The 12,428-nt window shown below is 41.5% G+C and carries 15 protein-coding genes; 4 read left to right on the plus strand and 11 right to left on the minus strand.

Annotated elements, in window-relative coordinates:
• The first annotated feature begins 41 nt into the window (after positions 1 to 41).
• Entirely contained in the window at positions 42 to 557 is a 516-nt protein-coding gene (locus ACO05V_RS13790; protein ID WP_421852427.1) for a DUF2062 domain-containing protein, read from the plus strand.
• 75 nt (positions 558 to 632) lie between these two features.
• Here the strand turns inward: ACO05V_RS13790 and ACO05V_RS13795 are convergent, their stop codons facing one another.
• The 5 genes from ACO05V_RS13795 to dapA all read right to left on the minus strand — a co-directional run bounded on the left by ACO05V_RS13795 (position 633) and on the right by dapA (position 5,363).
• A complete protein-coding gene (locus ACO05V_RS13795; RefSeq protein WP_421852430.1) occupies positions 633 to 1,331 on the minus strand; it encodes an ABC transporter ATP-binding protein in 699 nt (232 codons plus the stop codon).
• Entirely contained in the window at positions 1,324 to 2,568 is a 1,245-nt protein-coding gene (locus ACO05V_RS13800) for a lipoprotein-releasing ABC transporter permease subunit (protein WP_421852433.1), read from the minus strand. The genes ACO05V_RS13795 and ACO05V_RS13800 overlap by 8 nt, the downstream gene beginning before the upstream one ends.
• A gap of 82 nt (positions 2,569 to 2,650) precedes the next feature.
• The gene (gene purC, locus ACO05V_RS13805; RefSeq protein ID WP_421852436.1) at positions 2,651 to 3,367 is read right to left on the minus strand and encodes a phosphoribosylaminoimidazolesuccinocarboxamide synthase; all 717 of its coding nucleotides are present in this window, start codon (positions 3,365 to 3,367) and stop codon (positions 2,651 to 2,653) included.
• Between the two features lie 41 nt (positions 3,368 to 3,408).
• Entirely contained in the window at positions 3,409 to 4,485 is a 1,077-nt protein-coding gene (locus tag ACO05V_RS13810; RefSeq protein WP_421852439.1) for a hypothetical protein, read from the minus strand.
• Positions 4,482 to 5,363, minus strand: a complete 882-nt coding sequence (gene dapA / locus ACO05V_RS13815; RefSeq protein ID WP_421852443.1) for a 4-hydroxy-tetrahydrodipicolinate synthase — start codon at positions 5,361 to 5,363, stop codon at positions 4,482 to 4,484. The genes ACO05V_RS13810 and dapA overlap by 4 nt, the downstream gene beginning before the upstream one ends.
• Positions 5,364 to 5,594: 231 nt before the next feature.
• On the opposite strand from dapA, the gene bcp reads away from it, so the two are divergent.
• Both bcp and ACO05V_RS13825 read left to right on the plus strand, forming a co-directional pair.
• On the plus strand, positions 5,595 to 6,044 hold the full coding sequence (gene bcp, locus ACO05V_RS13820; protein WP_421852445.1) for a thioredoxin-dependent thiol peroxidase: 450 nt from the start codon (positions 5,595 to 5,597) through the stop codon (positions 6,042 to 6,044).
• Between the two features lie 173 nt (positions 6,045 to 6,217).
• Positions 6,218 to 6,508, plus strand: a complete 291-nt coding sequence (locus ACO05V_RS13825) for a glycine betaine ABC transporter substrate-binding protein (RefSeq protein ID WP_421852448.1) — start codon at positions 6,218 to 6,220, stop codon at positions 6,506 to 6,508.
• Positions 6,509 to 6,668: 160 nt separating this feature from the next.
• On the opposite strand, the gene queF is transcribed toward ACO05V_RS13825, so the two are convergent.
• The 3 genes from queF to ACO05V_RS13840 are packed head-to-tail and all read right to left on the minus strand — an operon-like array spanning position 6,669 to position 9,188.
• Entirely contained in the window at positions 6,669 to 7,484 is an 816-nt protein-coding gene (gene queF / locus ACO05V_RS13830) for an NADPH-dependent 7-cyano-7-deazaguanine reductase QueF (RefSeq protein ID WP_421852452.1), read from the minus strand.
• 11 nt (positions 7,485 to 7,495) lie between these two features.
• Positions 7,496 to 8,269, minus strand: a complete 774-nt coding sequence (locus ACO05V_RS13835; RefSeq protein ID WP_421852455.1) for an ABC transporter permease — start codon at positions 8,267 to 8,269, stop codon at positions 7,496 to 7,498.
• A gap of 4 nt (positions 8,270 to 8,273) precedes the next feature.
• Entirely contained in the window at positions 8,274 to 9,188 is a 915-nt protein-coding gene (locus ACO05V_RS13840; RefSeq protein WP_421852459.1) for an ABC transporter ATP-binding protein, read from the minus strand.
• Positions 9,189 to 9,249: 61 nt separating this feature from the next.
• Here ACO05V_RS13840 and ACO05V_RS13845 point away from each other — a divergent pair, with 61 nt between their 5' ends.
• On the plus strand, positions 9,250 to 9,657 hold the full coding sequence (locus tag ACO05V_RS13845) for a PA2817 family protein (RefSeq protein WP_421852462.1): 408 nt from the start codon (positions 9,250 to 9,252) through the stop codon (positions 9,655 to 9,657).
• A gap of 312 nt (positions 9,658 to 9,969) precedes the next feature.
• Here ACO05V_RS13845 and fabF read toward each other — a convergent pair whose 3' ends face one another.
• The 3 genes from fabF to fabG form a co-directional block, all read right to left on the minus strand.
• Positions 9,970 to 11,211, minus strand: coding sequence for a beta-ketoacyl-ACP synthase II (gene fabF, locus ACO05V_RS13850; protein ID WP_421852465.1), 1,242 nt, complete (start codon positions 11,209 to 11,211; stop codon positions 9,970 to 9,972).
• Between the two features lie 105 nt (positions 11,212 to 11,316).
• Positions 11,317 to 11,550 carry an acyl carrier protein gene (gene acpP / locus ACO05V_RS13855; protein ID WP_012069834.1) on the minus strand — a complete coding sequence of 78 codons (234 nt, stop codon included), beginning with the start codon at positions 11,548 to 11,550 and terminating at the stop codon, positions 11,317 to 11,319.
• A 133-nt stretch (positions 11,551 to 11,683) separates the two neighbouring features.
• Positions 11,684 to 12,418, minus strand: a complete 735-nt coding sequence (gene fabG / locus ACO05V_RS13860; protein WP_212918783.1) for a 3-oxoacyl-ACP reductase FabG — start codon at positions 12,416 to 12,418, stop codon at positions 11,684 to 11,686.
• Positions 12,419 to 12,428 lie beyond the last annotated feature (10 nt).

The following is a 12,428-nucleotide window of genomic DNA, read 5'->3' on the forward strand; positions in this document are numbered from 1 at the left end:
ACCTCCTTGTCTTAGATTGCTAAATTATTTTTTACCTGACTATGCCGAAGAATTATCTTAAAAAATTCATACCAAATCCAGAAAAGTTAAGACAAAGCAAAGCTTTAGGTCTTTTAGGTTCTCAGATTTACGAAGCTAATTTATGGCACCTAAATCGTAGATCGGTTGCCAGAGCTTTCTTTAATGGCTTATTTTGGGCATTTATACCAATGCCCTTTCAAATGCTTGCATCGGCGCTATTCGCAATCCCATTGCGGGCAAATATCCCTCTATCTATTGCGCTTGTATGGATAACCAACCCCCTTACTATGCCCTTTGTATTTTACTTCAACTACAAAGTGGGCATGTTAATTCTCGGTTATCAGGATGAGAAAGATTTCCAACTTTCAGTCGAATGGATTTGGGATAAAATGGAACATATTTGGTTGCCACTTTATACTGGATCCATTGTATCTGGCCTAATCGTGGGTGCAATTAGTTATGCAACTATCACTATTTTGTGGCGTCTACATGTTATAAAACGCTGGAAAGAACGCAAGCTAAGAAATAGCAAATAACCCATTACTGTACAAACAAAAAAACCAAGACTCAAATGAGTCTTGGTTTTTTTGTAATCGAGTTTTTTCTATTAACTAAATATTCGCCTGTTTTAACGGGTGCAAAGCACCTTGAGATAAGCGATAAGCGGAATCCATCCAGTTCAACATCTTCTCGTCATGAGTAACGACAAGAAACGCCATATCATAAGTGGTTTTAAGCGTGTTAATCAGATACTGAATTTCTAGAGATGTCGTTTCATCTAGATTACCGGTTGGCTCATCCATCAATACACAAGCAGGTCGATTAGCCAACGCACGAGCAATAGCTACACGCTGACGCTCTCCACCAGATAATTGCGAAGGCTTATGATTCAAACGATCCTTCAGACCAACTTGAGCCAAAAGCTCTTCGCCACGCTGTTTGGCTTCTTTTTTACCCAAGCCTGCAATCCACATGGGCATCAATACATTTTCTAACGCAGTAAACTCAGGCAACAAATGATGAAACTGGTACACAAAGCCCATTTCTTTGTTGCGCATCTTAGCTCGCTTCGAATCCTTCATGCTCGACCAAGAAACACCTGCCAAACTCACATCACCGGTTGTAGCTAAATCCAGACCAGCCAAAAGATTCAGTAATGTTGTTTTACCCGAGCCCGATGAGCCAACAATAGCGCAAGCCTCTCCTTTATTTAGCGTCAGATCAATAGATTGAAAAACCTCAATGACTTGCTTACCGTCTTGATATTGCTTAGACAGTTCACGACATTCTAAAACGACACTTTTACTCATAACGTAACGCCTCCGCTGGCTCTACTTTCGAAGCGCGCCAGGCTGGGTAAATAGTAGCGGCCACAGTCATAACAAAGGCAGATATAACAATTAACTTCACATCAGACCACTGAAGTTCTGAAGGCAAATAGTTGATGAAGTAAACGTCTGCACTTAAAAACTGGACATTTAATAGCGTCTGCAAAGCGGCAATAATCTCACTCACATTGAGCGCCAAAGTGACACCGAGTACTACACCAATAAGTGTTCCGAGCATGCCAATAAACATACCTTGTACAACAAAGATCCACATAACCTGACTTGACGTTAAACCCATTGTTCTCAGAATTGCGATGTCATTTCGCTTATCTGTCACCACCATCACTAAGGTAGAAACAATATTAAAAGCAGCGACAGCAACGATTAGCAGTAACAACAAGCCAATCATGGTTTTTTCCATTTTTATCGCTTGGAAAAGACTACCGTGAGTACGAGTCCAATCACTCACTCTATTTTGCCCCGGCACTGCACGAGCGATATCCCAAATACGTGACGGCGCGACAAATAAGTTATCGAATGAAATTCGCAGTGCTTCCACGTCATCAGCTTTGTAACGCTTTAACTTAGCGGCATCTTTGATATTGATGTAAGCAAGACTGCTGTCGAGTTCGGCTCCGACTTCAAAAGTTCCCACTACAGTAAATCGTTTGAGAACAGGTGAGACTCCTGCAATAGACACATTCGCTTTTGGCAATATCGCCGTTACTTTATCGCCGATATCGACTCTTAACATCTTGGCTAACTGAGCCCCTAAAACGATACCAAAACTAGTGTCATTGAGAGCCTCTAAAGAACCAGACGCTATATTGTCGCCAATGATTGAGACCTTTTTCTCCATGTCTGGATTGATGCCATTTAAAATAGCGCCATGAACACTTTCACCAGATTGAAACATAACTTGCGCTTGGATATGTGGAGCAACGCCAACAACATCAGGCATTTTAGCAACAAGCTTTGCAGTATCACGCCAATCATTGAGCACTGGATCTCCCCACAAAGTTGCATGAGGAACCATACCTAAAATCCGTTGACGTAATTCCCGATCAAAGCCATTCATTACAGACAGCACGGTAATAAGAACCATCACACCAAGAGCAAGACCGGCAATAGAAGAAAAGCTAATAAAGGAAATGAAGTGATTGGAGCGTTTTGCTCGGGCATAACGCAAACCGATAGCAAAGGGGAGGAAGTTAATCAATGTATGTCCTTGTATGACAAGCTTGCGTGGTAAAAATAGAGGAGCAAAGCTCCTCTATTTATGGACTAAGTTACCAATCCGCTTATGCGTCGAAATCGATACCTATACGACGACCTACATCTTCGTAAGCTTCGATCACGCCACCCAAGCCTTGGCGGAAACGATCTTTATCTAATTTCTCTTTGGTTTTGGCATCCCATAAACGGCAGCCATCAGGAGAAAACTCATCACCTAATAAAACCTCGCCTTTATATAGGCCAAATTCCAATTTGTAATCAACTAGAATCATGCCCCCTTCTGCAAAAATCGCTTTTAATACATCATTCACCTTGAATGTAAGTTCTTTTGCCTTAGCCAAGTCAGCTGTTTTCGCCCAACCAAATGATTCAACATGCGATTCGTTGATCATTGGATCACCTAACGTATCGTTCTTTAAAAATAATTCGAACGTTGGAGGTGTAAGAGTAATACCCTCTTCTACACCTAGACGACGACAAAGGCTACCAGCAGCAACATTTCGAACGACACACTCAACAGGAATCATATCTAGGCATTTAACAAGCGATTCTGTATCGCTCAAAAGCTTTTCAAAATGAGTAGGAATACCAGCTTCCTGTAGTTTTGTCATGATGAAAGCGTTGAACTTATTGTTCACCATACCTTTACGATCAAGCTGCTCAATCCTTTTGCCATCAAATGCAGAAGTATCGTCTCGGAACACTAGAACCATTTTGTCAGGGTCATCTGTACGGAATACAGATTTTGCCTTACCTGCATACAGCTCTTGTCGTTTTTCCATTGGAGGGTCTCCAGTTTTCTTTTATGAGGGGTTAATCTTATTTAATTTACAAAGCGCTGGGCTAAATGAAACGAAACCACTTCAGGTGAATCCACAGAGGAAACATCAATAACTAAAAAGTCACCTGCCTTTTGATGACTAATTTTGTAAGGGTATTCGCGTTCTTCCCAACTAACATCGTCTAAATTTTTTCGTACTGATTTGATTGACTTTAAGGTTTCGCCATCCGTAAATGGGATGTTAAAATCAACAATATCACCAACGCGTGCAACATCTTCCGGTGGAACAGGCGCTAACATTTGATTTTTGCCAGGTATTAAGTAAATACCTGCAGCGCTTAATTTCGCTTCAATATCGGCAGACGAAACATCTTCACCTAGATGAATTGCGAAAAGACCGTGATGATCTACCCAGATAGGGAAAGACGCAGTATCACCTCGGTTAGAAAGATAAGCAGATGACTGATTTAATTGACGCCCCATTGTTCCCCATAAACGCACAGCAACAGAGTAAGCGTCATCATTTTGGGCAGGGCTCATCCAATTACCTAGCTCAACATCCTGTTGCTCATCTCTAAATTGAATTGAAACTAAGGTTTTTCCTTGTTCTTTCTCATCGAATTGGAAAGAAAAGGCAGTTTCTACTGGGTGCATCCGTGTAATGCTACTCCATAATGATGCCCACCACCCTTGTGGATGAAAATCAAATGGCACACTGATTATTTGATCGTCAGTCTGTGATGCAATCGACGTCCCTGCTCCATGAAGCGCAGTAAGGAAATCAGTCACAATACGTTTTGATTGCGTCATATTTGCAGGAACAGTGAACTCAATCGCATCGCCTTGTTCTTCAATGCCAATGGTAACCATTGGATAATATACAAACGGTGCTCTTGCTGTTGTGTAAGTTGTTGTTCCTTCTAAATTAGCAATTGCCTTTTCATTTGGAATAACCAAAACATCAGTTGAAGGAGCAGAACCTGCAGGCATTTCTAATGTAGAAGTGACAGGTTCCTCTTTTTGATAATCACCTGAGTGGTCGGTAAAAAACATACTGCAACCAGATAACATAAGAGTTAACGAGCTTGCGCCCACTAACTTCAAGGTAGGCTTATTCATACTAATAAAACTCCAGCTTCTATCATGGCTTGTCGAACAGCCGAATGATACTGCTCAGAAAGAGGGGTTAGTGGCAATCGAATCCCTTCTTCACATAGCCCTAGTTGGCTACATGCCCATTTTACAGGGATAGGATTAGATTCTAAAAATAAATTCTTATGCAGTGAAGAAATGGTTGTATCTATGGAGTGAGCCTGATCTGCGTGGCCCGCTATCGCAAACTCAGCTGCTTGAGCAACCGCTTTTGGAGCAACATTTGCAGTAACAGAAATATTACCTTTACCACCCAAAAGCATCAAAGCAACCGCCGTTGGATCGTCACCAGAGTAAACGGCAAATCCCTCAGGCAAGGCTTTAATCAGCGCTTCACCACGTTCAAGATTACCTGTAGCGTCTTTTATACCGACAATGTTCTTAATAGAAGAAAGACGCACAACGGTGTCATTTTGCATATCGCATGCGGTTCTACCCGGCACGTTGTATAGAATTTGAGGGATATCGACGGCATCGGCTATCGCTTTGAAATGCTGATACAAACCTTCTTGAGTTGGTTTATTGTAATAAGGCGTAACAAGTAGACAAGCATCTGCACCAGCCTCTTTCGCGCTCCGAGTTAGATCAATGGCTTCATGAGTTGCATTGGCACCCGTGCCAGCGATAACAGGAACACGACCATTAACCGTACTAACAACCTGACGAATGACATTGGCATGTTCTACTGGCGTCAAAGTGGAAGATTCACCGGTGGTTCCTACGGCAACGATGCCGTGAGTACCCTCGTTAATATGAAACTCTATTAGATCATCTAATTTTTTAGTATCTACAGCGCCATCTGGTGACATAGGTGTAATAAGCGCAACTAAACTACCTGTGATCATTTCGAGTCTCCGATAAAATTATAAGCGCGCCTATAGTACCGTCCAGACTCAGGTTTAACAATAATTGACAGACGTAAAGCCGGAGTAAATTAACAAGAAACGCCATTCGGGGGGATTTTTCACTTATGTCTTGTTAAGCTAATACTTGTTAAGCTAATACTTGTTAAGCTAATGCTAATTGCAGACAAACTATTTTTCTTTCAATATTTCGTTGAACAGTAGAGTAACCTTATGACAATCGAAATCGGACAAATTGCACCAGACTTTAGCGCCAAAGATCAGAATGGCGACACCATTACACTTAGCCAATTCAAAGGTAAAAAAGTCGTCTTGTATTTTTATCCTAGGGACTCCACTCCTGGATGCACTGCCCAAGCTTGCGACTTGCGAGACAACTACCAAACGCTACTAGATCAAGGTTTCATTGTTCTTGGGATTAGTACTGATACCGAGAAGAAACACCAAAACTTTATTGCTAAATATGACTTGCCCTTTCCATTGATCGCAGACACAGAGAAAGAAGTTCATGAGCTATATGGTACTTGGCAACTGAAGAAATTCATGGGTCGGGAATCAATGGGCACGGTAAGAACGACCTTTATCATTGATGAAAACGGCGTTATTTCAGACATTATAAGTAAGGTCAAAACCAAAGCCCACGCTGAGCAAATCTTGAAGTAAACAGGACAAAAATGGCGCGATAATTTTCGCGCCATTTTTTCATTTAGCGACATAAATTCAAATACCACAGCGAATATACTCAGTCGCTTCTTTATCTTCCACTGGCTTAAATTCATTACTGGGTTGCCAGCAACCTAAGCTAATCTCCGACACCGCAAATCCCGACTTCCCTAATGGCAAGAACCATTAAGCGCGATAACTTCATTGTATTTCTTGCTTGGGAGCCTCACCCAATGAACGTGAACTTCGACTTAAAATACTTAACCGGAGGTGATAAATACTTTGGTCCTGATTATGGTGGCGCGACGATTAGAACACTAACTCGCAAAGGCTACGCAAACAAATGCCCTAATGAGGCTAAATTATTAAGTAATCTTGAGTTTGGTTTAACGATGGAGAATGAAATAATTGGTTCAAGTGAAAAACCAGAGCAAGCTGGATTAAAGCCCATCCAGAAGTTCTAGATAAATGACTAGAAGGCGTAACAACTTACGACGGAAAACCTACAATAACTGCCGTAAAAAAAAACAACTTAACGTAATGTAAATATCGCTAAAGATTGAAAAATTAAAAAGCCGCATAATTTGTAAATTATGCGGCTTTTATTTTAAAGCTAAGTAAAAACTACTGGCGCGTTAAACGATCATTCCCCAACACTAGTGGCGCGGTTGAGCGATATGGGTTGATATCCAATCCTCCACGTCTGACATAGCGAGCATAGACAGTTAAACTCTCTGGCTTACACTGGCGCATAATGTCAATAAAAATCCGCTCAACGCATTGCTCATGAAAGTCAGTATGCTCACGGAATGAAATAACATACTTCAACAAGCTTTCGTGGTGAATCTTAGGGCCTTTATAATCAATAAAAACCGACCCCCAATCTGGTTGATAGGTCACAGGGCAATTTGATTTTAAAAGATGGCTCACCAATCGCTCCTCAACCTCCCCCATTGATTCATCTGTCTCTAACAAACCAGCATTTGGGTGATATTCCGATACATCAACATCCAATTCATCAATGCAATAATCAGGCGTTAATACAACCAACGATGCCATTGAATCAACATCGCGAATAATAACCGTTACCTCTGCTCCAGCAGCACTCGAAAGATCTTTCTCAAGTATGGCTTGGACTTCTTCAGCTGAGTCATAGCGCATTTGATTCAATGAATTCAAATACAACTTAAAGGATTTGGATTCAATAATATTTGGCGAATCACAAGGCAATCGAAATTCAGCCAAAGCAACAATCGGCTTTCCTTTCAAATTTAACCATGACAACTCATAAGCATTCCAAACATCTTCACCAAAAAACGGCAGACGTTCAGACTCAATAGCCATTTCAGTCCATTTATCGACTCTTGCAATGGGGTAAAGCAACCCTGCATCGTATTCAGAAACATACTCTGTTTGCTGACCTAAGGGTAAAAAGCCCATATAACACTACCTCAACTTCTAATACCTTTGCCCTGATTGAGCAAACGTAGACCGAATCCAAACAACACCACAATAAACACGCAGACAATAACAAGAGCCCAATATACGTTGATATCAGAAACACCCAAAATGCCGTAACGAAACGCATTAACCATATAAAGAACTGGATTTAATAGCGAAACGGATTGCCAGAAATCAGGCAGCAAATCGATAGAATAAAAAACACCACCTAAATAAGTGAGCGGCGTTAAAATAAAAGTCGGGACGATGGACACATCATCAAAACTTCTCGCATAAATAGCGTTAACAAAACCGCCTAGAGAAAACATAATTGCCGTCAAACACACCACAAGAATCGTTAGGAATAAACTTTCTAATGCCAAGTGAGTAAAAAACAGCGACAACAGAGTAACAATCAAGCCAACACACAAACCGCGTGCCACACCGCCAAGCGTATAGCCCATTAGAATCACCCAGTTTGGCGTAGGTGAAACCAGTAACTCTTGCACACTATGCTGAAACTTCGCAGAAAAGAACGACGAAGACACATTTGAATACGAGTTTGTGATGACAGACATCATGATCAAACCTGGCACAATGTATTGCATATAGCTGAAGCCGCCCATCTCCCCAATTCGATCACCGATTAGATTGCCGAAAATAGCAAAATACAATGTCATCGTGATTGCTGGTGGTAATAATGTTTGCGGCCAAATACGAGTAAATCGACGAATCTCTCTTACCAAAATCGTATAAAATGCGACCCAAATTTCCGAATTTTTCATCTATCTAGCCTTTAATTAATTTAACGAAGAGCTCTTCGAGTCGATTAGACTTATTACGCATGCTCACTACGTTGACTGAGATTGCATCGAGCGCCTTGAAGATGGCATTAATAGACTGTCCTTTAATCACTTCAACTTCTATCGTAGTTGCGTCTTTACTAATCAACACACTAAACTCAGGCAAATCCCAATTATCAGGTAAACTAGCATCTAAATCCAAAATGAAGGTTTCTTGATTAAGTGTTTTCAACAAAGCCTTCACACTGGTGTTTTCAACAATCTCACCAGCATTAATAATGGCGATATTGCGGCATAGCTGCTCTGCTTCTTCCAGATAATGCGTAGTTAAAATAATGGTCGTACCCTGCTCATTGAGTTTTTTAATGAACTCCCACATAGAACGACGAAGTTCAATATCAACCCCTGCGGTTGGCTCATCTAAAATAAGCACTTCAGGCTCATGGATCAGCGCCCTTGCTATCATCAAACGGCGCTTCATACCACCAGATAACATTCGGGATTGATCGTTTCTTTTGTCCCAAAGGTCCAGCTGTTTTAGGTACTTCTCCGCACGCTCTTCCGCTAAAGAACGGCTAATACCATAAAAACCAGCCTGAGTTACCACAACATTAAAAACGGTCTCAAAAACATTAAAGTTAAATTCTTGAGGCACAACACCTAAATATTTTTTAGCCTTAGCAAAGTCCTTATCAATATCGGTACCAAAAATGGAAACATTGCCCGATGTTTTATTCACCAACGAGCATAAAATACCAATTGTTGTAGACTTGCCAGCTCCATTTGGGCCGAGTAACGCGAAGAAATCTCCTTTTTCAACTTTTAAATCGATACCTTTTAGCGCTTCAAAGCCGCTATCATAGCGCTTTTTAAGGTCACTAATTTCGATTGCATATGTCATAATTGAAGTTCTCGTACGGCAGTAGCCGACTAAATAGTTACTTACTTGAATAGGGTTTTACGTGGAATCACGCACACAATACATACTTGACGCTTTTGCTGATTTGCGTCAGCGCATCACAGAACACGCACCTTTTGATCAGCCAGACTTGGCAGAAGAAGAATTAGACTTCTTAGAAAAGTGGGACGACCTGATGAAAAACATTCAGGAAAACACCCATGATTATACTTTTGATGCTCAAGAAGTATTATCACGCTTCATACGATGCTACGCAAATCTGGTCCCTCTCATAAAGAGAGAGCTATTATGGTTTGTCGGTGGAGAATGCCTGCACTTTCTAGGTGATGAGGAAATTGCTCTTTATCAGCAGCTGGAAGATCATTTATATGAGCTAGACAGCCAAAATAAAAGCTATGATATATCAAAAGAAATTAGTGCATTACGCGGCACACCAACTCAAATCCATTAATAAAGTTAGCTATTGTGGGCGGATTATAATCCGCCCACCTAGGGAAGGTGCGAACAAGTCCTCTTGCCTCAGCATGTGGATAAAAGCCTGTTATTCGAGGCGAGTACCGAATGTAAATAGTGGTTCTATTTTCGAGGTGCTCAACAAAGAATAACAGGCTTTTAGACCATGCCCTATGGGTCTTTCAGAGAAAACGCCATATGTCGTTGCGACTCTTTGAAAGGTACCTACATTCCTTCAGAGTCGTGCCTTATCTGACGATTTCTCTGAAAGACTGAGGCTTAGTAGACTTATTCGCACCTTCCCTAGTATTTAAGATATTTTCTTAAACACTAGCGTTCCATTCGTCCCACCAAAACCAAACGAGTTATTTAAAACAACGTCTATTTTGCGTTTTTGCGGCGTTCCAGGAACATAATTCAAATCACAACCTTCACCCGGCTCATCTAAGTTGATGGTCGGCGGTGCAACTTGATCTCGAATAGCAAGTATCGAAAATATTGACTCAACCGCTCCAGAAGCACCAAGTAAATGCCCAATCATCGACTTAGTCGAACTCATAGCAACATCCGATGCATCTTCACCCATAAGAGCTTTTACAGCCTGCGTCTCTGCCAGATCACCTGCAGGTGTCGATGTTCCATGAGCATTAATGTAATCAATATCTAAAGGCGTAAGATGCGCATCTTTTAAAGCCGCTCTCATCGCTGACGCTGCGCCTTCGCCAGTCTCTGGTGGTGCTGTCATGTGATATGCATCATCGCTCATACCAAAACCAGAAAGCTCTGCGTAAATTTTTGCACCACGCGCGACGGCATGTTCGTATTCTTCTAATACCAAAATACCAGCGCCATCACCCATAACAAAACCATCACGATCTTTATCCCATGGACGGCTTGCTGTTTTATAATCATCATTGCGAGTAGACAAAGCTCTAGCCGCACCAAAGCCACCAATACCTAATGGCGTAATAGCCATCTCAGCACCACCTGCAATCATGACATCAGCATCGCCATAGGCAATCATACGTCCAGCCATACCAATATTATGAGTACCAGTCGTGCATGCAGTAACAATAGAGATATTAGGACCTTTGAAACCAAAACGAATCGCAACATGACCTGAAATCATATTAATAATCGCGCCTGGAACAAAAAAAGGAGAAATACGTTTTGGGCCTGACTCATTCAATAGCTCTAGGTTTTTTTCAATCATTGGCAAGCCACCAATTCCTGAACCTATCGCACAACCAACACGAGTTAAATCTGCTGTATCGGCATTAAGATTGGCATCATCCAAAGCTTGCACTGCTGCGGCGATACCATATTGAATGAAAAGATCCATTTTGCGAGCTTCTTTGACGCTCATATACTGAGTCGCATCAAAACCATTTACTTGCGCTGCAAAACGGGTGGAAAACTGGCTAGCGTCAAAAGAAGTGATCTCCGATACACCGCTTTTGCCTTCCAAGATATTATCCCACGTATCTTTCACATTATTGCCAAGGGGTGTCACCATTCCCATTCCTGTGACTACAACCCGACGACGAGACATAAGATTTCTCCAGCAATTCGCCCTCAATTCTTTAAGAGCTATTAATAAGAAAAGCCGCTGTAACGAATACAAGCGGCTTTTCGGAAAACTCAGTTCACCAATATCTTACAAGTTAGCGTTGATATAGTCGTTCGCTGCTTGTACGGTAGTGATTTTTTCAGCTTCTTCATCAGGAATTTCAGTATCAAATTCCTCTTCAAGAGCCATCACTAGCTCAACTGTATCTAGGGAATCTGCACCTAGGTCATCAACAAAAGATGCTGAAGCAACAACATCTTCTTCTTTAACGCCTAGTTGTTCACAAACGATTTTCTTAACGCGTTCTTCAATGCTACTCATTAGAAGTTCCTACTCTACTCATTAACAGCTCAGTGTGAGCATATTATAAAAATTCGATCACCAAAAAGGGTGTGATTCTCGACATGAACCGGAGACGTATTTTCGTTGAATTAAATATAAAATTCAACTCAAATTACGACATATACATACCGCCATTGACATGCAATGTCTCACCGGTAATGTAAGCAGCGCCATTTGACGCTAAAAATGCGACAGCTGCCGCAATTTCTTCTGGTTGACCAAGACGTGATGAAGGCACTTTTTCAACCAATTTGGCCTTATGTTCTTCAGGCAACACCTTAGTCATATCCGTTTCAATGAATCCTGGAGCCACACAATTTACTGTGATGCCACGAGACGCAATCTCTGCTGCCAAAGAACGACTAAAACCTTCTAGCCCAGCTTTTGCTGCAGAGTAATTCGTTTGTCCGCCATTGCCCATTGAGCCAACAACAGAACTAATACTAATAACACGACCGAATTTTGCTTTAGTCATGCCACGTAAGCAAGCTTTTGTCACACGAAAAACAGAAGTCAAGTTAGTGTTGATCACTTGATCCCACTCATCTTCCTTCATTCGCATCATCAAATTATCACGAGTAATGCCGGCATTGTTTACAAGAACCGTTGGCGCACCAAATTCTGCAGTAATTTCTTTAATTACCGCATCAACCGATTCACTTGACGAAACATCAAGTACCCAGCCTTTACCATTTGCACCCAAATACTCAGTAATACTTTGTGCTCCAGACTCACTGGTTGCCGTACCAATTACGGTCGCGCCCTGCTCGACTAAAGCAACAGCAATTGCTTTACCAATGCCGCGAGTAGCTCCAGTAACTAGAGCGATTTTCCCTTCAAGACTCATGCTTGTCTCC

It is taken from the genome of Marinomonas sp. (genome assembly GCF_965225885.1).
Taxonomy (GTDB): Bacteria; Pseudomonadota; Gammaproteobacteria; order Pseudomonadales; family Marinomonadaceae; genus Marinomonas.